The sequence below is a fragment of the Burkholderia gladioli genome, assembly GCF_000959725.1.
In the GTDB taxonomy this organism is placed as follows: Bacteria; Pseudomonadota; Gammaproteobacteria; order Burkholderiales; family Burkholderiaceae; genus Burkholderia; species Burkholderia gladioli.
Genome location: NZ_CP009322.1, coordinates 3,444,331 through 3,465,580, shown reverse-complemented (window position 1 = coordinate 3,465,580; position 21,250 = coordinate 3,444,331). Strand labels below are relative to the sequence as shown.

The following is a 21,250-nucleotide window of genomic DNA, read 5'->3' as shown; positions in this document are numbered from 1 at the left end:
TCACGGCGCGCAGCGCAGCTGGGCATTCAGCGAGGGCGACGGCAGCGCGGTCGTCCCCGAGGCCGGGCACGGCCCGGCGCCCGGCATCACCACGATCGGCACCGGCGCGCTGGCGCCGCCGGAGCCGGCCGGCGCGGCATCGGCCTTGGTGGGGGCAGGCGCGGCGCCGTCCGAGGAGTCGCCGCCGCAAGCGGCCAGCAGCACGCTCAGGGCGCAGGCGGCCAGCAGCGCGCGCACGAGATGGGCGCCGCGGCGGCCCGGGAAATTCGCGTTCATGTCGGCGTTCCGTCAGTGGAGGATGGTGGACAGCGGCTTGCCCGAGCCCGCGATCGATTGCAGCTCGCTCTCGGTGAGCACGCGATTCCAGATCGCGAGGTCCGAGAAGCCCTCGAGGTTCGGCTTGACCGTGGTGCAGCCGTTGACCGTGTAGCCGCCGGGATAGGAACTGGCGGGCTTGCCGCAGGCCAGCATGTGGTACTGACCGGTGCCGTCCTCGTTGATGCCGAAGGTCTTGTTGTTGAGGCCCGTGAGCGCCGACGGCGCGACCGTGAGCGGCGTGCTCTGCTTCTGCTCGCCGAGCACCGGATCGAAGGTATAGGCCGTCATGGTCTTGGCCGCCGTGTCGATCACGAAGGCCGCGTAGGCCCATTGGTTGCCGCTCACGCTCATGGTCTTCAGGTCGTTGCGGTTGGTGCCGTCGCCCGCGTTGAACTGGATGTTGCAACTGCCCGAGGGCGCGCCCGACACCTGCGGGAACAGGCCGATCGCGATGCCGGGGTTCTTGCCGGTCTGCCAGTTCTTGTTGGCGAACACCGGGGTGCCGAAGCCCACCACGTCGCTGCACGGCGTCTTCACCCACATGCCGATCGTGAACTGCGACTGGGCGGTGATGTCGGCGTTCTGCACCAGCTTGTAGCCGTCGAAGCCGTTGGTGTCGACGGTCTGCGTGTTGACCTGCAGCCCCTGCGAGCCGAACGGATCGGCCGCCAGCGAGCCGCCGTCCGCGTCCGACGCGAACGGGCCCAGGGTGCTGGCGTTCAGCGCATCGGCCGCCGGCAGCGCGCCGAACGGGTAGTAGGACACCAGGTTGTTCTTCAGGGTGGTGGCCAGCGTCGGGGGCGGAGGCGGCGGCGGTACGTAGGCGATCCGCGCGATGGTGCCGAGCGGCGCGTTGCCGGCCGTCACCACGTAGTCGAAGCTGTAGGTGCCGGCCGCGCTCAGGCCGAGCTGGCTGTCGGTGTAGCTGCTGGTGCCGGCCGGCAGCGTGGCGATCTGCTGGCCGGCGCGCAACACGGTGATCGCGCCGCTGGCGGGCGCCGTCCAGGACAGCACCAGGCTGCGGCTGTCGGGGCTCGCGCTCGTCAGTTGCGAGACCGGCTGCGCGCCGATCAGCTCGCCGCCGTCCAGCGCGTAGGCGGAGGCGGCCGGCAGCGCGCCGAGCTGGGCCAGCACGGTGGGCGCGAGGTCGGCGATGCTGGCGCGCGCATGCAGGTCGGCCAGCGAGGCCGGCTGCGCGGCGCTGCCGAGCCGGCCGTTGTCGGCCTGGTTCATCGCGACGAAGGTGGTGGATTCCGGCAGCAGCGGCAGGCCGTCGGCGCCGCCCGCCGCGTTGAGCCCGTGGCTGCCGGTGACCAGGATCAGCCAGTTCTCGCCGCTGCGCTTGGCGGTCTCGGCGGCCAGCGTGCCGACCGCGGCATCGAGCTGCTGCAGCGTGCTCGCATAGGCGGAGGCGCCGAGCCCGTAGTTCAGCGCGGCATCCTGCGCCGAATGGTATTGCGCGACCACCAGCGCATAACCCTGGTCGATCATCGAGACGCCCTGCTGCGTCACGCAACTGTCGACCGAGGCGCAGTTCGAGAGCGTGTCGAGATTGCCGGCATTGCGGTCGATGCCAAGCAGCGAGGCCAGGCCCGCCGAATCGACGGCCGCGCCGAGCTTGCCGGCCTTGGCCGTCTTCAGCGCGTCGAACAGGGTGGGCGCCTGCAGCGCCTGGTTCGGCGCATCGGACAGCACCTGGTGGCGATTGGCCCAGGTGCCCGTCAGCAACGTGGCCCAGCTCGGCGTATCGAGGTTCGGCTGCTGCGAGAGCGTGCCGTTGAGGCCGCCGCTATAGGCCGGCGCCACATGCAGCTTGGCGAGGTTCGGCAGCGAACCGTTGGCGATGCCGGCCGCCAGCGCGGCATAGGTCGCGCCGTCGAGCTGGATCAGCAGCGCGTGCTGGCTGCTGGTCTGCACCGGCGTGGTCGAGCCGCCGGCCGCCGCCGAGCTGCCGCCGCTGCCCGCGCCGCTGTCAGAATTGCCGCCGCAGGCGCCGAGCGTGGCGACCAGGACCAACCCGCCCAGCAGGCGCGCGAGTGTCGTTTTCCGCATGCTTCCCCCTTCCGCTGTTTTGAATGTCCGGACCAGGCCGGTGAACGCAGTGGATTCTGGGCAGGCGATGCGATGGCAGTATTTCGTTTGGCAGAAGGGAGCTGATGGAGGTATCAGGATTTTTTTGGGGGCCGGCATGCCGGCCCCCTCGATTCCCGATCAATCGCAACTGAAGCGGTAGCTGTCGTCCAGGTCCATGCTCAGCACCAGGGTCCGCAGCTTGCGGGCGCGCGCGTCGGCGCACAGCGCGCGCTGGCCGGCCGAGGTCCGGTAGCTGGCCTCGTACTCCGCGTTCAGGACCGGCTTGTTGGCCGAGGTGAACGGGCCGTACTTGTCGCATTCGCCTTGTTCGTGACATTCCTCGTTGACGGCGAAATCGAAGGACGGCGCCAGCAGCGCGATCTGGTCGACGTCGTTCTTCAGGCCCACCGCGAGATTGCGGCGGCGCGCCTCGGCGGCGATGAAGCGGTTGAAATCGGCCTGGTCGGCGGGCGTGAGCGGAAAGCCGGAATCGTTCGCGTAGGCGTCGACGTTGTCGGGCTCGACACCGTCGCAGCCCTTGGCGACGGCGCGATCGAGACGCGCCGTCATGATCGCGCGGACATTGGCCGAACGCGTGTCGAGCCAGTTCTCGCCTTCCCAGTCGCTGTCCGGCGAGCGCTTGACCACCTTGCCCTTGTCGGCGGGGGCGAACTGGCCGAAGTCCGGGCGCCAGTCTTCCGAGCTGCCGGCCGAGAAATAGCAGACCACCTTGCGGCCCGCCTGGTGCAGATCGGCGATCGTCTGCGCGCTGTTGTCGAACAGGTCGATGTCGTAGATCGCGACGGCGTAGCTGCGATTGAGCTTGCCCCGCAACTGCCATTGCCACGTGTCGGAGGCGACGGGTTGCCAGCGCGAGGAGAGTGCGGCCGGCGGCGCCGGCTCGGACGATACCCGCGCCATGCCGATCGACGGCGACGGCGCAGCGGCGGAATCGCCGCCGCAGGCCTGCAGGGCCGAGGCGCCGACCAGCGCAAGCGCGGCACCGAACCACTTGTATGCGTGCTTCATGGGAACCCGCTCCTGTTGGATGGACGATGGCGTCGGGTGCCGGTGGCAGCGCCCGAAGGTTCACGACAGGCAATCGTGCAACGCTCGGCAGTCTAGTCATTGGCGGCACGAATCGGATCGCCGTCGACACATCCCTTCAAAAATCAGCATGGCTACACAATCAACGCCTTATTGCCAACCAACGAGCAACAAATCTGCACACGCCCCGTCTTCGGCATCGCCTCTCGCGAACGCCGAAACTGATCGACACATTCGATATGCCGCGATCATCTTGTAGCAAAACTACAACCCCAATCGACAATCGTCATTTCGCCATCTGGCGTAAAACCACCGACATCTCACTAAATTCCCACGAAATTTGCTATTGACCGCTGCCTTTGTTCACAGCTATTGTTGAAAAACTACAAAAACAGACCTGTCTCCATGTCACGTGCCTCCCCCTTCTCGCCGGCCATGCGAGCCGGGCCGGCACCGTAAGCAAAACAAGAATTCCTTACAACAAAGAAAGGAGTGCAAAGTGTTCATCCGGAACCTGAGAGATGTCGAGAACGACGGTTTGCTGGTCGAATGGGGCTCCGGCACCAGCCACCGGCTGCTGACGGAACGCGATGGCATGGGTTATGGCGTCTGCCATACCGTGGTGCGTGCCGGCACCGAATCCCTGCTGCAATACCGGAATCACCTCGAGGCCTGCTACTGCATCGCCGGCGAGGGCGAGGTCGAAGACATGAAGGGCAACGTGTTTCCGATCCGCCCCGGCACCATCTACGTGCTCGACCAGCACGACCGCCATTACCTGCGCGGCGGCAAGGACCAGGACCTGGTACTGGTGAGTGTCTTCAACCCGCCGCTCCAGGGGCACGAGCGCCACAACCTGGAAAGCGCGGAAGCCTCCGCCTACTGAGGCGCATCGCAATCCCTTCGCCAGGGCCGGCCCGACCGGCCTGCCGGCCATGTCCGCGGGACCCGGGCGCGCGCCATGCGTGGCCGGGCCCGCGATATCGATAGGTAATCGTTCGTGCGCGCCCAGCATCAAGCCTTCTTTCTCTCACTGTTCCTCGCCCGCCTCGCCGATCAGGTGCTGCTGTTCCTGGTACCGCTGGTGATCTTCCGGATGACCGGCCGCGTCTCGTGGTCGGGCATCGCCTTCACGCTCGAGACGCTGCCGCGCTATCTGTGCTTCCCGTTTCTCGGCGCGCTGTGCGACCGCTACTCGCCGACCCGGCTGATGCGCATCAGCCAGGTCCTGCGCGCGGTGGTTTGCGTCGGCGGCGTAGCCGCCTACGACCTGGCGGGCGGCATCGGTTGGCTGATCGCGCTGTCCGCGCTCTGCGGCATGCTGACCAGCCAGGGCGTGGTGGCGCGCGAAGTGATGCTGCCGCAGATCTTCAGCAGCCATCGCTTCGAGAAGGTGCTCTCGTATTCGCAACTGGCCGACCAGCTCGGCCTGGTGCTCGGCCCGATGCTGGCGGCCCTGCTGCTGTCCTGGTGGCATTGGGAATGGGTGGTGATCGCCGCGGCCGCGCTGTTCTTCGTCGCCGACCTCGCGCTGGCCTACTGGCAGAAAGCCAGCGCCTTCGCGTTCACGATGCCTGAAGGCGTGCATGGCACCTGGTTCCAGCCGATCCGGATCGCGCTGTCGCATGTGTTGCGCCTGCCGGGCCTCAAGTCGGTGATCCTGCTGGCAGCCGCCGAGAACCTGGTGATCGGCGTCACGCTCGCCACCTCGGCCGCGATGGTCACCGGCGTGCATCAGCGCAGCGGCGGCGACTACGCCGGTCTGCAGACCGCCGGTGCCTGCGTAACGATCGCGATCCTGCTGATGACGGCAAGGCTGCCGATTCCGCGCCCGATCCTCGGCTTCACGGCTTTCTGCGCGATCAGCGCCGGCGGCGTGATCGCCGCGGCCAGCCCCGGCATCGCCGGTTACGTGTTCGGCTTCCTGCTGATCGTCGGCTTCGACAAGATGTTCAACGTCTACATCCGAAGCACGCGCCAGAAACTGATCCCGGCACGCGACTACGGCAAGACCACCGGCGTGGTGATCCTGCTCAACAACATGACGCAGCCGCTCGCCGGGGTCGCGGTCGGCGCGTTCTCCACGCGCTTCGGCGCGGGCGCGGTGATCCTGGTGCTGTCGCTGTGCATGGCCGGCCTCGGCCTGCTGGTGGCGCTCGTGCCGCGCCTGCTCAAGCACCGCGGCGACGCTTCGGCCGCCGCTTCCTCGCACGAGGGCTGAGGCCATGGGTGAACCATTCCACGAGATCTTCGCGCGCGGCGCGGCAAGCCGTCGGGACCGGATCGCCTTGACCGTCGACGGCCACCCGACCCGCTACGGTGAATTGCTCGACATGATGTCGGCGGTGGCCGCCACCATCGCACGCCTCGGCCTGCCGGCCGGCGCGCGCGTGGCGATCTACTCGGAACTGTCGGCCACGGCGGTGGCGGCAGCCTTCGGCATCCTCGAGGCCGGCTGCGTGCTGGCCTGCATCCGGCACACGGTCGATACCGCCGAACTGGAACGACAGCTCGACGACAGCGGCGCCAGCCTGCTCGTCGCATCCCGCGCCACCTTGCCGCGCGTCGCGACCCGGCATCGCGCGGTGGCCCTCGATCCGGCGACCGGTGGCAGCCTGGATGCCGTCGCGGGATTCGCTATCGACGGCGGCGCGCGCGAGCTCGACCCGGCGACGCCCGACGCCGCGACGATCTTCTACACCTCCGGCTCGACCGGCGACGCCAAGGGCGTGCTAGTCACGCATCGCAACATGGTCGCGGCGTTCCGCGCCGTGACCGGCTACCTGGCCAGCACCGAAAGCGATGTGGTGCTCGGCTTCACCCCCGGGCTCAGTTCGGACTACGGCTTCTACAACACCATGATGCCGCTGCTGTCGGGCGGTCATGCCGTGGTCGAGACCGCGCTGCCGGCCGATGCTCCGGCCATCGTCGAGCTGATCGAGCGCCACGGCGTGACGGGCCTGCACGTGTTCCCGCCGGCGCTGTTCCGGCTCTGCGAGGCAGGCGAGCTGCCGACGGCAAGATTGCGATCGCTGCGCTACATCTCGACCAGCGGACAGAACCTGCCCGGCAAATACATCCGCCTGATCCGGCAGGCCCTGCCCGCGGTCCTGCTCTACTGCAACTACGGCTCGACCGAGTGCAAGCGCATCAGCTACCTGCCGCCCGAGCAGCTCGAGCGTCGCCTCGGCTCGGTCGGCAAAGCGATCCCCGGCGTGCGCACCTACCTGCTGGACGAAGCCGGCAACCTGGTCACGCAGGCAGGCCAGGTCGGCGAACTCGCCGTGGCCGGCGATCTGCTGATGGAGAAATACTGGCGCCGCGAGGCCGACACCGAGCGCGTGATTCGCCGGGATCGCTTCGGCGAATCACGCCTGTTCATGACCGGCGACCTGTTCACGATGGACCGGGACGGCTTCCTGTTCTTTCACTGCCGCAAGGGCGATCTGTTCGATCGCAACGGCATCGAGGTCAATCCGCGTGCCGTCGAACGCGTCCTGCTCGAGCACGCCTCGGTGGCCGAAGCATTGGTGGTGCCGTTCGCCGCGAACGACGGAAGCCGGGTACCGCGAGCCTACGTGGTTCCCGCCCCGGGCATCTTCGGCACGAACATCGACGCGGACGAGCTGCTCTCGCACTGCCGCCGCCATCTCGATGCCGGCGCGATGCCGGCCGGCATCGAATTCCGGCCGGCGCTGCCGCGCACCTTCGGCGGCAAGGCAACCGCCCAGGGTCTGAACTGACATCACCTACGAAGGGGTCGACATGACATCCAGTGGCATCGAAGATGGCGCCGCGCAGTACCTCGAAAACGCGCCCATGATCCGCATGGCGGATTATTTCCACAGCCTGGCGACGGGCAGCACCCAGGTGCCGCGACAATCGGTATCGAGCCGCGTGCGCCATCTGCTGCGCGATCCCGAGGTACTGGCCTATCACGACATGATGGTGGCCGAGGCGGGACCGCTGTTCACGCACTTCCTCGCCAGCGTGCCGGCCATCCTCGAGGAGATGGCACGCGTGGGCGTGGCGCTGACGCGCCACGCCCGGCAGCGCAGGCAGCACGCCGACCAGCACTTCGAGTTCTACGAGCTCGACGCCTTCGACGGCACCAACGGCCGCACGCTGGCCAAGCGCTCGGGCGGCCTGATCCGCAGCTTCACCAACTCGCCGAACCCGGCCAACGAAACCGCGTTCAACCAGTTCGCGAACCACGACCATTCGCTGTTCCATCCGCAGGCCTTCGCCCACGTCACGCCGCGGCTGTTCCGGGAGCAGCCACGCCTGTCGCGTCTGTCGGGCCAGTTCGACTACCTCTACGAGACCGCGGCGTTCCAGTTCTACGGCGTGGACCGCGCCGACCAGATTCGTCACGCCGCGCGCCTGCTCAAGCCGGGCGGGCTGATCTTCTTCCTCGAGAAGCTCAATTGCGATTCGCCCGACGAGTACACGCGACGCGAGAACGTCAAGGACGAGTTGCACAAGACCCACTACTTCAGCCGCGAGGAAATCGACTGGAAGCGGCAGCAGATGCTCACGCAGATGGAGAACGGCCAGGTCACGTTCGACACGCTGGTGGCCGCGATCCACGAACAATTCGAGCATGTCTACCTGCTCTGGAACGGCACCAACTTCCACGAGTTCGTCGCCTCCAACGACGCGGCCTCGATCGAGTCCTTCGTCGCGTTGCTGGGCGAGCCCTGCATCGAACCGGCCTTCTGCTTCGAGCACCCGGTGCAGCGCAAGGTGGCGGGGCCGCGCGGAGACGCGGCGTGACGGGCCTGCACGGCGAGCATGCCGAGATCGACGCCGCGCCGCGGCTTCGAGACCTGCCGGCCGACCGCGCAGCCGATATCGAGCAGCGTCTCGAACGCCTGCTGCCGCGCTGGCGCGAACGCGCGCTGGCGGCGGACCGAAGCGCGCGGCTGCCGCTCGAAACGCTCGGCGAGCTGCACGACAGCGGCCTGCTGCATCTGCTCACGCCGCGCCGCTACGGCGGCCTGCAACAGGATTTCCCGCGCTTCGTCGAGATCGCACGCCGCGCGGCCACCGCCTGCGCCTCCACCGCCTGGATGCTCTGCGTGGTGGGCGGCCACGCGAGCACCGCCGCGCGCCTGCCGAAATCGCAGCAGGACATCGTGTTCGCCGACGGGCCGCGCCAGTTGTTCGCCACGGCCGCCGTGCAGGTCGGCAGCTTCGTCAGGGATGGCGACGGCTTCCGGCTCGACGGCGTGTGGCGCTACAGCTCGGGCATCGACCATGCCAGCTGGGTGATCCTCACGGCGCGCCTGAGCGAGGCCGATGCGCGGGACGCCTCGACGCTCTACAAGGTCATGCTCCGGCGCGAGGACGTCCAGGCGCTCGACAGTTGGCAGGTGGCGGGCATGCGCGCGACCGGCTCGAAGGATCTGCTCTTCGACAGGCTGCGCGTCCCGGCGGAATGGGTATTCGAGCGCTCCCGCTATTTCGGCGCGCATCCCCCGGGCGCCGAACTGCATCCCGAAGCCTATCTCTACGACGTGCCGCTGATCCCCTACAGCACGAGCTGGATCGTCGGGCCGATCCTCGGCTGCGCGCAGGGTGCCTACCAGCATTGCCTGGAAGCGCTGCGAGAGCGTGGCCGGCGCGGCGATGCCGTACTGGCCGCGCATCTCGCGAGAAGCGACGCGGAGCTGAGTTGCGCGCGCCATCTCTACCACGCGCTGCTCGACACCTTGCACGCCGCCGGCGTGGCGCGCCGCGCGCTGAGCACGGCCGAGACGCTGCGGATCCGGCGCGATCGCGCCTATCTCGCGCAGCTCTGCGTCGAGGCGATCCGGCGCCTGATCGGCAGCATGGGGACCGCCGCGGCATTCGACGCGCATCCCGCGCAACGTCACTGGCGCGACCTGCAAGTGATGGCCTCGCATGTCGACGTGGCCTGGGATGCAGCCTCCACGGCTTACGGCAACCATGAAATCGCAGGGGAGTGACCGAGGCAGATGACGAATCGCGATGCACGTTTCCGGCACATCGCCGACCAACTGGCGCTCCCCGCCGACGAGGACTTCGGCGCGGCCGGGCAATACGCGCCCTGGGTGCGCTGCGGCGAGCAGGTGTTCATCAGCGGCCAGTTGCCGAAGCGCGGCGGCGAACTGGCGCTGCGCGGCCTGATCGGCGCCGAAGTGTCGGTGGAGGACGGCCGGCGCGGCGCCATGCTCTGCGCCGCGCGCTGCATCGCCTTGCTGCAGCAGGCGCTCGGCACGCTCGATCGGGTCCGCGCCATCGCGCGCATCGGCGTGTACCTGCAGAGCGACGCGGACTTCGAGGCCCACAGCGCGGTGGCGGACGGTGCCTCGTCGGTGCTGCACGTCGTGTTCGGCGAGGCCGGCGTGCACGCTCGCACCAGCCTGAGCGTGTTCCGCCTGCCTCGCCACGCCGCAGTGGAAGTCGAGCTGCAGGCCTTCGTCGAGCCTCAGGAACCCAGCGTCACGCCACCGTCGGCGGCGATCGTCTGACCCGTCACGACGACGAACAGGATCATCGGCGTCGAATCCTCGCGCGCCCCATGCACGCCATTGCTCGCATGGGTGACGCCGGGCGCGCGCGTCACGAAGCATGTCCTGGGACGGTCCGTCAGCTTGCCATGCGCATCGACCAGGATGCGGCCGCTGTTTCGCAATCGTGTTGCTTCGGACATGGATTCCGGATTCCTCATTTCGGATAGGCCAATGCCCGATCGCTCGCGGGATCGGGCATCCCTGACGCTCGGACGATGCCGGCTCGCTGGGCAAAAGTATGAACGCAAGCCGATATCGGCTCAGGGGCAAAACCGCATACCAGTCATGGGAACGGTACCGGGTAGGAGGGGCGGCGGGAGGGATGCGGAAGCACCGGCCGCGCAGTGGCGGCCGATGCGGTCAGTCGGAACGGAACGCCTCGCGCGGCTCCACGGAAACGTCCTCGACCTGGATGTTGTACGCACCATCCGGCGTGCCGATCTCGGTGCCGTCGGCAGCGTCCTTGATCCGGCCTCTGACGGCATCCTTCACCTTGTCCTGCAATACCGGGTCGTTGCAAACCTCATCGATCAAACTCATGCTGGCCCCTCAGTGGTTATTGGAAGGACAAGCATGCCTCGGACGTATTGCCGTTCATCGACGATGGCGGACCAGCCGGGAGCCGGTGGCGCGGCCCGGCCTGCTCGCCCGGGCCACGCCACCGGCGACACTTACGGATAACTGACCAGGTTCACCGGAATGGTCGACACGCCGGCTGCCTGCGCACCGGTGTTGTTGACGATGTGCGTGATGGTGCCCACCCCGCCGAGCGATACCGTGAAGGTGTCATGCAGCTTCACGCCGGCCGTTTGCGGCACCTCGAAGCCGTGCAGCGCGTTCACCGAGGGATTGACGTTGAAGAAGCAGTAGCTGCCCATCCCCCAGGTCTCGTGGCTGGTCACCCCGGCGGCCACCTTGTAGGCCGCGTAGCCGTTGCCGGCCGGACTGATCCAGGCGGACTGGTTCGGCACGTCGTAGGGCAGCTCGTTCTGGAAGAAGATGGTCCGGCCGTTCTGGCCGTTCCACTGCACGTTGTACTTCTGGTAATGCTCGACGAACAGGCCGGTGGCCAGCACGTTCGCGCCGTTCACCACCACGCCGGTATCGGCGGTGTTGACGGTCCAGCCGGTCGGCGCCGAGCCGTGGTCCGCGCGCCAGGCCCAGATATGGTCGATCAGCGTGTCGTTGGCGTTCACCACCAGGCTGTTGGTGGCCTTGCCGGACACCGCCCCGCCGATGCGGAAGTAGACGTCCTGCACGCTGACCGGATCGCCCGCGTGGCTGGCCGAGGAGCCGGCGGTGCCGACCGTCAGCAGCGCGCTGCTGTTCACGGTGCCGGCATCGAACAGCAGGCCGGAGATCTTCACGCCGTTGACGTCCGCCACCGTCATCGCGTTCACGCCGTTGTCGGGCGTCAGCGTCGGGAAGCCGATGCCGAGCACCACCGTGTCGGCGCGCGTGATCGCGATCGGCTGGCTCAGGTGGTAGGTGCCGGGCGTGAAGAACAGGTTGAGGCCTTGCTGCAGGGCGGCGTTGAGGGTCGCGGCCGTGTCGGACGGACGCGCGACGTAGAACTGGCTCATCGGGATCGAGCTGCCCGGCGTCGCGCCCGAGGCCCAGGTGATGCCGCTGGCGTTGTTGCGCAGCGCGGGCACGAACACGTTGTAGTTGCCGGCGCTGTCGATGTAGAGGTACGGCTTCTCGCGCGAGACCGGCGTGGTGCCGAGCGTGGTGTAGGGCGGCGCCGCGTTCCAGGTGGCCGGGAACGATTGCGCGGGCGCGCCCTGCACGCCGGAGAACACCATGTTCCAGACGCCGTTGACCCAGTTGCCGATGGTGCTGTCGCGCGTGTACCACTGCTGCTGCGAACCCGAGGACACGGTGCCGTCGATCTTGCTGTCGGCGATGTAGCCGCCGCTGGCATAACCCTGCCCGTCGCCCTGGTTCGACGGCCCGAGCGTCAGGTTGCCCCGGATATGGACCCGCCGCATCGGCGCGGCCTGCGAGACCGCCCAGCGATCGGTGCCGCCGTTGGGCGACACCGCGAGATTCTCCACCGAGCGCCAGAAATTCTGCGTCGCATTCGACTGATCGCCGTAATTCCAGCCGCTGTCGACATTCACGCTGCCGCTGATGGCCGTGTCGTCGGGATTCTTGCCGAGCCCGGCGATCGCCGTATAAAAACCGACATTGGCATTGATGTTGTTATAGCTGCCCGGCTTGAACAGGAATGCATAGCGTTGCGACCCGAATTGCGCGGTGGGGCTGCGCAATTGCGAATTGAAGGCATTGTCGAGTTGCGACTGGATCGAGGCGCTCGACATGCTCGGATCGAACACGACCACGTTCGGGCCGAAGTCGGGCGTGTTCGAGGTGGCGAAGGTGCTGGCCTTGGTGCCGGCCACCGAGCTCTGCGCGAGCGCGAGGCTGCCGGGCGAGGCGCCGTCGTCGCCGCCGCAGGCGGCCAGCGAAGTGACCGCGGTGGCAATGAGCGTCAAGCTGACGTGACGAAGCTTCAACATATGAATCTCTCCGTATTTGAAAACGCGGGTTTTCCGTCGAAAAATTCCATCGTTTTCACGCCGACATCCCAGGCCGGGCATCCGCCTGCACCATCCGCGAGAGGGCTTCAATGAAAGCCGCACAGGCTTTTTCTTGTATTTTTTGAATAGTCATTCCGAGCCGGCCGCGAGTTGAAATGAATCTCGAATTCGCTTGCTGTCGAGGCGGCTCGGCATATGGCGGAGCGAGCTTAGCACGCAGTCTTTTCGATATGGAGATTTATTATCTGGAATGTTTATTGCGAATAAGGATTCGCATCGCGCATATTCGTATTCAATTGCGCGAGTTGTTTCGGTGATCGCGATGCGGCTCGATTCGTCGATGTCGACGCCGCATCGCCGTGCCTCAGGGCAGTTGCCGGGTCGGCCGGAACAGGATCTCGTTGACGTCCATGTCCTCGGGCTGAGCGATGGCGAAGGCCACCGCGCGCGCGAAGGAGTCGGCGGAAATCGCGTTGGCCGCGTAGAAGTCGCCCAGGCCGCGCGCGATATCCGGCTCGCTCACGCCGCCCGGCAGCTCGGTGTCCACGGCACCCGGCGAGATCACCGTGGTGCGGATGTTCCAGGGCTTGATCTCCTGCCTCAGGCCTTCGGACAGGGCCCCGACCGCGTGCTTGGTGGCGCTGTAGACGGCGCCGTTGAGCATCAGCTTGTGGCCCGCCACCGACGACACGTTGATCACCTGCCCCGACATCTGGCGCTGCATGTGCGGCAGCGCCGCCGCGACGCCGTACAACACGCCCTTCAGGTTCACGTCGATCATGCGATCCCATTCGTCGACCTTCAGGCGCTCCAGCGGCGCGAGCGACATCAGCCCCGCGTTGTTGATCATCACGTCGATGCGGCCGAAGCCCCGCACCGCGCCGTCGACGAGCCGCTCGACCTGTTCGCGCACGGTCACGTCGGCCGCGAAGGCCAGCGCACGCGCGCCCTGCCCGCTCAATTCCTCGACCAGTTGCTGCAGGCGCTCGATACGCCGCGCGCCGAGCACCACGTGCGCGCCCCGCGCTGCGAGGTGGCGCGCGGCCGCCAGGCCCAGGCCGCTGCTGGCGCCGGTGATGACGACGACCTTGCCGTCGATGTTCTCGCTCATGGAATTCTCCCGGTGGTGGTGAATGAGACCGGGCCCATTCTAGGCAGGCGACCATCAATCCAGTAGCCGTCCATGGCTTGCTCCATTGGCAAGTTCAGATTGATACTGCCTGTTCGTTTTTTCCGGGGTACCCCATGTCCGTCAGCGACGTCCGCGCGATCGAGATCTTCATCAAGGCCATCGAGCTGGGCAGCATCCGGCGCGCCGCGGCCGCCCAGGGCATCAGCCCGCAAGCCGCAAGCCAGGCGCTGGCCGCGCTCGAGAAACGGCTCGGCGTGCGCCTGCTGCATCGCACCACCCGCAGCCTCGCGCTCACCCACGAAGGCCAGCAGTTCCTCGAAACCACGCAGCCCGCGCTGGCGGCGCTGGCGCGCGCCATCGACCGCGCGCGCATCGCGAAGGACGAGATCGCCGGGCCGCTGCGCATCGTCGCGCCGAAATACTCGTTCCTGCCGGTGCTCTGGCCGCTGGTCGACGAATTTTGCCGGCGCCATCCCGGAATCCAGCCCGACGTGACGCTCGACGATCGCATCGGCAACTGGGTGCGGGATCGCATCGATGTCGGCTTCCGCATCGGCACCACGCTGGAGGACGAGCTCACCGCGCGCCGCCTGTTCGCCCTGCAACTGATCGTCTGCGCGGCGCCGGCCTACCTGGCCGCGCACGGCGCGCCGGCTTCGATCGAGCAGCTCGCCTCGCATCGCTGCAGCGTGTTCCGCCATCCCGGCAGCGGCCGCGTGCTGCCCTGGCTGCTGCGGGTCGGCGACGAGGTGATCCGACATGAGCTGCCGCCGATGCTGTCGACCAACGATGCGCAACTGGAAACCGAGGCGGTCCTGTCGGGGCAGGTGATCGGGCTGTTGTCGGGCCTGTCGGCGGCGCCGCTGATCCGGGCCGGGCGGCTGGTGCCGCTGCTCTCTCGACATGCGGCCGATCACATGAGCGTCTACCTCTATTACGGTAGCCGCACGGCGCAGCCGTCGCGGGTGCGCGCCTTCATCGACCTCGGCGTCGAGCGGCTCGCCGGCTCGCGCGATTACGTGCTGGATGCGCGTGAACTGGCGACGGCGGAAACCAGGGGACGCAAGGCGGCGCGCGGGCGATAGCAGCGCGCGATCGCGCGAGCACCGCTGAACCGCTGAACCGCCTTCGTCGTCACCGACGATCGCATGCGGCGAACCTCAATCCGGCGTCATTCGCTCCAGCTCCCGCGCGGCACTCAGCAAGCCGCCCAGTACCGTATCGGCCACGCGTTGCGAAAATCCGCCCGGCAGCTCGGCCGCTACCTGCTCGATGGCCGCCGGCGTGCGTGCGATCAGTTCCTGGATCAGCGGCTCGGCGTCGTCGCCATAGCCGAGCTTGCGCGCCGTGCTGTTGAAATGCCGGCGTCGAATGGTGTGCACCTGATAGTGGCGGTTCCTGCCGAGCAGCGCCATCGCCAGCTTGATGTCCCGCGCGGCCCATTGATTCGGCCCGTCGCCCATCACCGGATAGGCGGACATCACGTCGTAGATCGGGGTGAGACGAAACCCTCCCGCATCGCCGCCTTGCAACTGGATGCTGAAATTCTTGGCATGACCGTCGGGCGCACGCAGCAGCCAGAACAGAATCTGTGTCGCCATCAGCGTGCGCAGGTCGCGCTCGGCGTCACGCGATTGATGGACGAGCTCGAACAAGGCCTTCAGGCCCGGCCCACCCTCGTTTTCATATTTGAGCAGCGGTGACGTGGCGGTGGCTTGGCAGAAATCCTCCTGGACCAGGCGAAGCAGACGCGAACCGCTCGTCGAGACGATGCGATCGAAACGTTCGACCACCAGCACGCGCTGGGTGCCGAAAGCGGCGATGCTTGCGTTGGCGGTCGGCAGGCCATAGGCCTTGAACAGGCGCAGGCACAGCCACTCGTTGTCCACCGAGGTGCTGAAATCGGCACGCCGGCCGCCGATCAAACCCAGCGGCAGCTTGAAGATATGCGTGGTAGGCGTGGCGCCGCGCGGCTTCATCCATCGACCGTTCCACCACAGGAAGGCGTCCTTTTCCTGCGCGCCGGCCAGCGAGATCCGGAAATCGTCGTCGGGATCGCGCGCGCCCGCGAAGCGATCGGGCGCGACCATTTCCAGCAGATGCCGCTCGATCGCCTCCTCGTCCAGCGCGATGCCGTCGATGCGATCGATACCCGGTGGCATCTCACCCTCGGGCAGCAGTTGCAATGCGCCGACACAATCACGCCCGATGGCGCGCAGAAGATCGAACGCGTCGGTAGAGCCGGTCCGGAAGCGGGCGGCGACACGTTTGCGAATCGTGTCGCTGTCGGGCAGCAGGCCTTCGAAGTAATGGGAGACGGCGGGGCCGCGTATCGCCGCGTTGCCGACCGTGAAAGGCAGCGACAGGGAGAGCGGCCGCCCCCGGGGGGAGCGAAACCAGGCGTCGTCATAGCGCAGTTCCATCTCGCCGCGCGCCGTGACGGTCCAGCGTCCGACCGGTTCGCCATTGGCCCAGAGAGCCAGTGTCTGACTGTGCGAGCGGCGCCCCATCTCACCACTCCAGTTCGTCGCCGGGCGGCGAATGATCGGGCTCGCCGAGCCGCAGTTCCAGTCCCACGACAGCGCACCAGCCCAGCAGTTGCCGGAAGCTCAGTTCCTCGGGATGCTGTTCGAGATGGGAGATGCGGTTCTGGCTCAGGCCCAGGCGTGTCCCCACTTGCGCTTGCGTGAGCTTGCGCCGCTTGCGGGCGCTCTTCAGCAACTGCCCGAGTTGCAGGGCCGACATCAGCTTCTGGGGCGAGAGGATCAAGGCCATGGAGAAAAATATCCTGATTCCAGATTTTTCGAGTTTATCTGAAATCCGGATATGCGCAATATATCCGCATTCCAGATATTTAAAGAATAGCTGAATCTCAGATAAACGAACGAGAAAACTGGCGGTCTTGCTCGTCCGTCAGGTGGACAGGACGCTCCGGACAGGATCGTGAGATCGCCGCCAGACCAGGCTCCATCAGGCAAGCCTCGGCACACATCGACATCCAGCCAGCCGCGCCGTATCGCTGCCACCCCGCCAAACTGTATCGGTACTGTACAGATAACTGTCGCTACACTGCCTCTTCCCCGACTGTTTCCCATTCCCGGTCTCGAGAGGCACCCATGAACATCATCACCCTGAGCGCGCTGCCGGCCGGCATGCTGTTCGCACTCGTGACGTCGATCACGCCAGGCCCGAACAACACCATGCTGCTGGCATCCGGCGTCAATTTCGGCTTCCGTCGCACGCTGCCGCACATGGTCGGCATCAGCACGGGGGTGGCGATCATGATGGTGGCGGTGGGTTTCGGCCTGGGCGAGGCCTTCGCGCAACTGCCCGTGCTCTACACGGTGCTCGAGGTCGCAAGCATCGCCTACCTGCTCTACCTAGCCTGGAAGATCGGCACCTCGGGCCAGGTGAACGCCAACCAGGGCAAGTCGCGCCCGATGACCTTCGTCGAGGCCGCGCTGTTCCAGCTCGTCAACCCGAAGGCCTGGATGATGGTGCTGACCGCCGCCACCACAGTCCAGCTCTCGGCCAGCTACGGCACCAATGCGATCGGCATGGCGCTGGTGTTCATCCTGGTGGGCTTTCCCTGCATCGGCGTGTGGGCCGCGTTCGGCCAGGGCATGCGCGGCTTCCTGTCGAACCCGCGGCGGCTGCGCATGTTCAACGTGACCATGGCGATCCTGCTGGTGGCTTCGCTCTATCCGCTGTTCGCCCGGCTGCTGGCCGCCTGACCCCGAATCCGGCATGCCGGCGCGCGGCATTTCCGGTTGTCGGCCGCCGCGTGCAGGCGTAGGCTGGTCGGTCCCGGACGCCGGCGCGTCGACGGCACGCCCGCCCGGGCAGGAGGGTCCGATGAAGCACACCATGAAAGCCGGCGACCGCATCGAAGGCCTGCACTGGCGGGCCGAATATCATCCGAACACGCATCACATCCGCGTGCTGCGCGAGCACAGCGAGGTGGGCACCTATATCGCGCCGCGCACCCTGTTCGGCGACGAGCACACGATGCGCACGGCCACCTCGGCCGATCGCCGCTGTGTCGAGTCGGCGCTGCGTGCCTATCTGCGCCAGTTCGCCAAGGTCCACGACGCCGAGGAATGAAAACGGGGCGGCAAGCGCCGCCCCGTTTTCATGTCCTTCGAGCAACGGCGCCGTCTTGCCGGCGCCTGCCTCGCCCTGGCGGGCGAGCCGCTCAGGCGGCGCCGCCCGCGTCCTCTTCCTTGAAGATCCGGTCGGCCAGGTGGAAGGCCGAATTCGCCGCCGGCACGCCGCAATAGATCGCGGTCTGCATCAGCACTTCCTTGATCTCGTCGCGCGTCACGCCGTTGTTCTTGGCCGCGCGCAGATGCAGCGCCAGTTCCTCGCCGCGATTGAGGGCCACCATCATCGAGATCGTCAGCAGGCTGCGCGTGTGACGCGGCAGGCCCTCGCGGGTCCAGATCTCGCCCCAGGCATAACGCGTGATCAGATCCTGGAATTCCGTGGTCAACTCGTTGCGATTGGCCAGCGAGCGATCGACATGAGCCTCGCCGAGCACGGCGCGGCGCACGCCCAGGCCGTCTTCGTAGCGTTGTTTCTCGTCCATCTTGCGGCTCCGTCAGGCGGTCAGGAATTCGATCAGCGCGCGGTTGAAACCTTCGGCGCATTCGATGTTGGAGATATGCGCGGCGTCGAACTCGACGTGCTTCGCACCCGGAATCGCGGCAGCCAGCTCGCGGCCCAGCGCGGGCGGCGTCGACATGTCGTGCGCCCCCGTCACCACCAGCACCGGCAGCGCGATGCCCTTCACTTCCTCGCGCAGGTCGGCTGCGTTAAGCGCGTCGCAGTTGGCGGCATAACCCTGCTGGTCGTTATGCACGAAGGCGTCGCGCACCACGTCGACCAAACGCGGCTCGGCCGCGAAGAATTCCTTCTTGAACCAGCGCTGCAGCACCGCGTCGACCAGCGCGCGCATGCCTTCGTCGCGCGCCTTCGCCGCGCGCGGCTCCCATACCTCGGGCGAGCCGATCTTGGCCGCCGTGTTGGCCAGCACCGCGCGCCCGATGCGCCGCGGATGACGCGCGGCCAATGCGGCGCCGGTCAGGCCGCCCATCGAGATGCCGCAGAAATGGGCGCGCTCGATCCCCAGGTGGTCGAGCAGGCCGATCACGTCGCCGGCGAGCTGGTCGATCGTGTATGAGCCGGCCGGCGCTTCCGAGTGGCCGTGGCCGCGCGTGTCGTAGCGCAGCAGGTTGAAATGCGCGCCCAGCGCATCGACTTGCGCGGCCCACATCGACAGGTCCGCGCCGAGCGAATTCGAAAACACCAGCCACGGCGCCTCGGCGTTCGCTGCACGATCGATTCGGTAATGCAGCTTCACGCCGTTGACAGAAGCAAAAGGCATCGCTAGTTCTCCTTAATTGCCGCTCGCGTGACGCGCGAGCACGGCATCGACGAAGGCACCGGCCTCGCCGACGTAATGAGCGGGATCGAGCAGCCGCGCCAGCGCCTCGGGCGCGAGCTGCGCGGAGACGACGGGATCGGCGGCCAGCACGTCATGCAGGGTTCGGTTCGAGCGCACCGCCTCCTTCGAGGCCTGCTCGACCAGGTGATGCGCGTCGAGCCGGCCGATCCGGTCGCCGAGCGCGAGCATCACGGCCTCGCCGAGCACCAGGCCGCGCGTGGCGTCGAGATTGGCGGCCAGCCGCGCGGTATCAACCTGCAGGCCGCCGACGATCTGCGCCACCTGGGCCAGCGCGCCGCCGGCCAGGCGCGCCAGCTCGGGCAGCGCCTCCCATTCGGCCTGCCAGCCGCCGAGCGCGCGTTCGTGCTCCTGCACCATCCCCGCGAATACCGTGGCGAGCAGCCCCGGCGCGCGCACGGCGGCGCTCAGCACGGCCGCGCAGCCGACCGGGTTGCGCTTGTGCGGCATGGTCGAGGAACCGCCCTTGCCGGCCGCGGCGGGCTCGGCCAGCTCGCCGATCTCGGTCTGCATCTGCAGCGAGATATCGCGCGCGATCTTGCCGAGCGTGCCGATCACCATCGCGAGGAACGAAGCGGTTTCGGCGATGCGATCGCGCTGCGTGTGCCAGGGCACCTCGGGCAGCGTCAGTCGCAGGTCCTCGGCGAGCGAGGCGGCCACCTTCGGCGCGGCCTCGCGCAGGCTGGCCAGGGTGCCGGCCGCGCCGCCGAACTGCAGCACCAGCACCTCGCCGCGCAACGCGGCGAGCCGCCGGCGATGGCGTCCCAGGGTATCGAGCCATTGCGCGAACTTCAGGCCGAGCGTGATCGGCAGCGCCTGCTGCAACCAGGTGCGGCCGATCATCGGCGTGTCGCGATGCGCGCGGGCCAGCGCGGCCAGCGAGCTGCACACGGCATCGAGCAGCGGCTCGATCGCATCGAAGCTGTCGCGCAACTGCAGCACCAGGCCGCTGTCGATGATGTCCTGGCTGGTGGCGCCCCAGTGGACGAACTTGGCCGCCTCGGCATCGTCGTCCTTGACGCGCGCGGTCAACTGCTTGACGAGCGGGATCGCGAGATTGCCGCCGAGCGCCGCGTCGCGCGCCAGCGCCTCGGCGTCGAGCCGCTCGGCACGGCAGGCCGCCACGATCGGCGCCACCGCCGCGGCGGGAATCACGCCGTGGGCGGCCAGCGCGCGCGTCAGCGCGGCCTCGACGTCGAGCATCCGCTGCAGGGTGGCGGCGGGCGACCAGATGCGCACCAGCGTGGCATCGCCGCCGATCAGGGAGGTCAGTCGGGCACTGTCTTCGAACATGGAATGGTCAGCAGGTCGGGAAGGGCCGGGAGCGCCTATTGTCCACCGAAGCGCGCCGCCTTGCGCGCACGGCGAATGGCCCCGCGCGACGCGGGAAGCGGCGTGTCGCGCGGGGCCATCGGCAGGCAGGCGCCTGGAAGAACGGGAAAGCCTGGAAACAGCGGCGCTTACGCGGCCGCGCGTTCGGTGGCGTCGACGAGCGGCACGCCCGTCAGCGCCTGCAGTTCGTCGAACGACAGGTCGGTGAAGATCTCGCGCACGGCGAGGCCTTCGGCCGTCACGTCGAGCACGGCGAGATCGGTATAGATGCGCGTCACGCAGCCGATCCCGGTGACGGGATACGAGCACTCGGCCACCACCTTGCTCTCGCCCTGCTTGGTCAGGTGCTCCATCATCACGAACACCTGCTTGGCGCCGATCGCCAGGTCCATCGCGCCGCCGACGGCGGGGATCGCGTCGGGCGCGCCGGTGTGCCAGTTGGCCAGGTCGCCCTTGGCCGACACCTGGAAGGCGCCGAGCACGCAGTAGTCGAGATGGCCGCCGCGCATCATCGCGAAGGAATCGGCGTGGTGGAAGAACGCACCGCCGGTCAGCAGCGTGACGTGCTGCTTGCCGGCGTTGATCAGTTCGTCGTCCTCATGGCCGGCCTCGGGCGCCGGGCCCATGCCGAGCACGCCGTTCTCGCTGTGCAGGAAGATTTCCTTGTCGGCGCCGAGGTGGTTGGCCACCAGGGTCGGCACGCCGATGCCGAGGTTCACGTAGGCGCCTTCGGGGATGTCCTGGGCGACACGTTGCGCCATCTCATCGCGGGTCAGTCGTTTCATGGTGGTGTCCTCCGGGT

At 67.5% G+C, this 21,250-nt stretch carries 21 protein-coding genes and 1 pseudogene; 9 read left to right on the top strand and 13 right to left on the bottom strand.

The features are described from left to right. The 3 genes from BM43_RS14980 to BM43_RS14970 form a co-directional block, all read right to left on the bottom strand. Window positions 1–276 (bottom strand): hypothetical protein, encoded by a 276-nt coding sequence (locus BM43_RS14980; protein ID WP_036054952.1) that lies wholly within the window; start codon window positions 274–276, stop codon window positions 1–3. A 12-nt stretch (window positions 277–288) separates the two neighbouring features. Beyond that, window positions 289–2,370 (bottom strand): hypothetical protein, encoded by a 2,082-nt coding sequence (locus BM43_RS14975; RefSeq protein ID WP_036054955.1) that lies wholly within the window; start codon window positions 2,368–2,370, stop codon window positions 289–291. 159 nt (window positions 2,371–2,529) lie between these two features. Next, entirely contained in the window at window positions 2,530–3,420 is an 891-nt protein-coding gene (locus BM43_RS14970; protein WP_036054958.1) for an endo alpha-1,4 polygalactosaminidase, read from the bottom strand. 517 nt (window positions 3,421–3,937) lie between these two features. Here BM43_RS14970 and BM43_RS14965 point away from each other — a divergent pair. The 6 genes from BM43_RS14965 to BM43_RS14940 all read left to right on the top strand — a co-directional run bounded on the left by BM43_RS14965 (window position 3,938) and on the right by BM43_RS14940 (window position 9,935). Then, window positions 3,938–4,324, top strand: a complete 387-nt coding sequence (locus tag BM43_RS14965; RefSeq protein ID WP_036054960.1) for an ectoine synthase — start codon at window positions 3,938–3,940, stop codon at window positions 4,322–4,324. A 114-nt stretch (window positions 4,325–4,438) separates the two neighbouring features. After that, on the top strand, window positions 4,439–5,659 hold the full coding sequence (locus BM43_RS14960) for an MFS transporter (RefSeq protein WP_036054962.1): 1,221 nt from the start codon (window positions 4,439–4,441) through the stop codon (window positions 5,657–5,659). A gap of 4 nt (window positions 5,660–5,663) precedes the next feature. Further along, a complete protein-coding gene (locus BM43_RS14955; protein WP_052409111.1) occupies window positions 5,664–7,181 on the top strand; it encodes a class I adenylate-forming enzyme family protein in 1,518 nt (505 codons plus the stop codon). A 22-nt stretch (window positions 7,182–7,203) separates the two neighbouring features. After that, window positions 7,204–8,214 carry a class I SAM-dependent methyltransferase gene (locus BM43_RS14950; protein WP_036054964.1) on the top strand — a complete coding sequence of 337 codons (1,011 nt, stop codon included), beginning with the start codon at window positions 7,204–7,206 and terminating at the stop codon, window positions 8,212–8,214. After that, window positions 8,211–9,410, top strand: a complete 1,200-nt coding sequence (locus tag BM43_RS14945; protein WP_230676378.1) for an acyl-CoA dehydrogenase family protein — start codon at window positions 8,211–8,213, stop codon at window positions 9,408–9,410. Before BM43_RS14950 ends, BM43_RS14945 begins: the two co-directional genes overlap by 4 nt. A gap of 9 nt (window positions 9,411–9,419) precedes the next feature. Then, on the top strand, window positions 9,420–9,935 hold the full coding sequence (locus BM43_RS14940; protein ID WP_042284228.1) for a RidA family protein: 516 nt from the start codon (window positions 9,420–9,422) through the stop codon (window positions 9,933–9,935). Here BM43_RS14940 and BM43_RS42270 read toward each other — a convergent pair. The 4 genes and pseudogenes from BM43_RS42270 to BM43_RS14920 all read right to left on the bottom strand — a co-directional run. Then, window positions 9,935–10,072, bottom strand: a pseudogene (locus tag BM43_RS42270) (thiamine pyrophosphate-binding protein); the annotation flags it as partial. The gene BM43_RS14940 and the pseudogene BM43_RS42270 sit on opposite strands and share 1 nt — an antisense overlap. 265 nt (window positions 10,073–10,337) lie before the next feature. Then, window positions 10,338–10,517 carry a hypothetical protein gene (locus BM43_RS14930; protein ID WP_036054967.1) on the bottom strand — a complete coding sequence of 60 codons (180 nt, stop codon included), beginning with the start codon at window positions 10,515–10,517 and terminating at the stop codon, window positions 10,338–10,340. 131 nt (window positions 10,518–10,648) lie between these two features. Further along, entirely contained in the window at window positions 10,649–12,499 is a 1,851-nt protein-coding gene (locus BM43_RS14925; protein WP_036054969.1) for a hypothetical protein, read from the bottom strand. 385 nt (window positions 12,500–12,884) lie between these two features. Next, entirely contained in the window at window positions 12,885–13,631 is a 747-nt protein-coding gene (locus BM43_RS14920) for an SDR family oxidoreductase (RefSeq protein ID WP_036054971.1), read from the bottom strand. A gap of 134 nt (window positions 13,632–13,765) precedes the next feature. Here BM43_RS14920 and BM43_RS14915 point away from each other — a divergent pair, with 134 nt between their 5' ends. After that, window positions 13,766–14,737 carry a LysR family transcriptional regulator gene (locus tag BM43_RS14915; RefSeq protein ID WP_036054973.1) on the top strand — a complete coding sequence of 324 codons (972 nt, stop codon included), beginning with the start codon at window positions 13,766–13,768 and terminating at the stop codon, window positions 14,735–14,737. A 75-nt stretch (window positions 14,738–14,812) separates the two neighbouring features. On the opposite strand, the gene BM43_RS14910 is transcribed toward BM43_RS14915, so the two are convergent. Together BM43_RS14910 and BM43_RS14905 are read right to left on the bottom strand one after the other, a co-directional pair. After that, window positions 14,813–16,162, bottom strand: coding sequence for a type II toxin-antitoxin system HipA family toxin (locus BM43_RS14910; RefSeq protein WP_036054975.1), 1,350 nt, complete (start codon window positions 16,160–16,162; stop codon window positions 14,813–14,815). Between the two features lies 1 nt (window position 16,163). Then, complete coding sequence (locus tag BM43_RS14905) at window positions 16,164–16,427, bottom strand: helix-turn-helix domain-containing protein (protein ID WP_013688942.1); 264 nt, start codon at window positions 16,425–16,427, stop codon at window positions 16,164–16,166. A gap of 341 nt (window positions 16,428–16,768) precedes the next feature. On the opposite strand from BM43_RS14905, the gene BM43_RS14900 reads away from it, so the two are divergent. Then, the gene (locus BM43_RS14900; protein WP_036054978.1) at window positions 16,769–17,386 is read left to right on the top strand and encodes a LysE family translocator; all 618 of its coding nucleotides are present in this window, start codon (window positions 16,769–16,771) and stop codon (window positions 17,384–17,386) included. A gap of 121 nt (window positions 17,387–17,507) precedes the next feature. After that, window positions 17,508–17,756 carry a hypothetical protein gene (locus BM43_RS14895; RefSeq protein ID WP_036054980.1) on the top strand — a complete coding sequence of 83 codons (249 nt, stop codon included), beginning with the start codon at window positions 17,508–17,510 and terminating at the stop codon, window positions 17,754–17,756. 91 nt (window positions 17,757–17,847) lie between these two features. Here BM43_RS14895 and pcaC read toward each other — a convergent pair whose 3' ends face one another. The 4 genes from pcaC to BM43_RS14875 all read right to left on the bottom strand — a co-directional run bounded on the left by pcaC (window position 17,848) and on the right by BM43_RS14875 (window position 21,233). Next, window positions 17,848–18,240 (bottom strand): 4-carboxymuconolactone decarboxylase, encoded by a 393-nt coding sequence (gene pcaC / locus BM43_RS14890; protein ID WP_025100781.1) that lies wholly within the window; start codon window positions 18,238–18,240, stop codon window positions 17,848–17,850. Window positions 18,241–18,252: 12 nt separating this feature from the next. Continuing rightward, complete coding sequence (pcaD, locus tag BM43_RS14885; RefSeq protein WP_036054983.1) at window positions 18,253–19,038, bottom strand: 3-oxoadipate enol-lactonase; 786 nt, start codon at window positions 19,036–19,038, stop codon at window positions 18,253–18,255. A 12-nt stretch (window positions 19,039–19,050) separates the two neighbouring features. After that, window positions 19,051–20,409 (bottom strand): 3-carboxy-cis,cis-muconate cycloisomerase, encoded by a 1,359-nt coding sequence (locus BM43_RS14880; RefSeq protein WP_036054984.1) that lies wholly within the window; start codon window positions 20,407–20,409, stop codon window positions 19,051–19,053. 167 nt (window positions 20,410–20,576) lie between these two features. After that, window positions 20,577–21,233 (bottom strand): 3-oxoacid CoA-transferase subunit B, encoded by a 657-nt coding sequence (locus BM43_RS14875; protein WP_013688936.1) that lies wholly within the window; start codon window positions 21,231–21,233, stop codon window positions 20,577–20,579. Window positions 21,234–21,250 lie beyond the last annotated feature (17 nt).

Coding starts and splice junctions, on each gene's coding strand:
- BM43_RS14900 (WP_036054978.1), top strand. CDS start 16,769: ATGAACATCATCACCCTGAGCGCGCTGCCGGCCGGCATGCTGTTCGCA.
- BM43_RS14940 (WP_042284228.1), top strand. CDS start 9,420: ATGACGAATCGCGATGCACGTTTCCGGCACATCGCCGACCAACTGGCG.
- BM43_RS14920 (WP_036054971.1), bottom strand. CDS start 13,631: ATGAGCGAGAACATCGACGGCAAGGTCGTCGTCATCACCGGCGCCAGC.
- BM43_RS14950 (WP_036054964.1), top strand. CDS start 7,204: ATGACATCCAGTGGCATCGAAGATGGCGCCGCGCAGTACCTCGAAAAC.
- BM43_RS14980 (WP_036054952.1), bottom strand. CDS start 276: ATGAACGCGAATTTCCCGGGCCGCCGCGGCGCCCATCTCGTGCGCGCG.
- BM43_RS14875 (WP_013688936.1), bottom strand. CDS start 21,233: ATGAAACGACTGACCCGCGATGAGATGGCGCAACGTGTCGCCCAGGAC.
- BM43_RS14915 (WP_036054973.1), top strand. CDS start 13,766: ATGTCCGTCAGCGACGTCCGCGCGATCGAGATCTTCATCAAGGCCATC.
- BM43_RS14880 (WP_036054984.1), bottom strand. CDS start 20,409: ATGTTCGAAGACAGTGCCCGACTGACCTCCCTGATCGGCGGCGATGCC.
- pcaD (WP_036054983.1), bottom strand. CDS start 19,038: ATGCCTTTTGCTTCTGTCAACGGCGTGAAGCTGCATTACCGAATCGAT.
- BM43_RS14895 (WP_036054980.1), top strand. CDS start 17,508: ATGAAGCACACCATGAAAGCCGGCGACCGCATCGAAGGCCTGCACTGG.
- BM43_RS14910 (WP_036054975.1), bottom strand. CDS start 16,162: ATGGGGCGCCGCTCGCACAGTCAGACACTGGCTCTCTGGGCCAATGGC.
- BM43_RS14955 (WP_052409111.1), top strand. CDS start 5,664: ATGGGTGAACCATTCCACGAGATCTTCGCGCGCGGCGCGGCAAGCCGT.
- BM43_RS14930 (WP_036054967.1), bottom strand. CDS start 10,517: ATGAGTTTGATCGATGAGGTTTGCAACGACCCGGTATTGCAGGACAAG.
- BM43_RS14925 (WP_036054969.1), bottom strand. CDS start 12,499: ATGTTGAAGCTTCGTCACGTCAGCTTGACGCTCATTGCCACCGCGGTC.
- BM43_RS14975 (WP_036054955.1), bottom strand. CDS start 2,370: ATGCGGAAAACGACACTCGCGCGCCTGCTGGGCGGGTTGGTCCTGGTC.
- pcaC (WP_025100781.1), bottom strand. CDS start 18,240: ATGGACGAGAAACAACGCTACGAAGACGGCCTGGGCGTGCGCCGCGCC.
- BM43_RS14970 (WP_036054958.1), bottom strand. CDS start 3,420: ATGAAGCACGCATACAAGTGGTTCGGTGCCGCGCTTGCGCTGGTCGGC.
- BM43_RS14905 (WP_013688942.1), bottom strand. CDS start 16,427: ATGGCCTTGATCCTCTCGCCCCAGAAGCTGATGTCGGCCCTGCAACTC.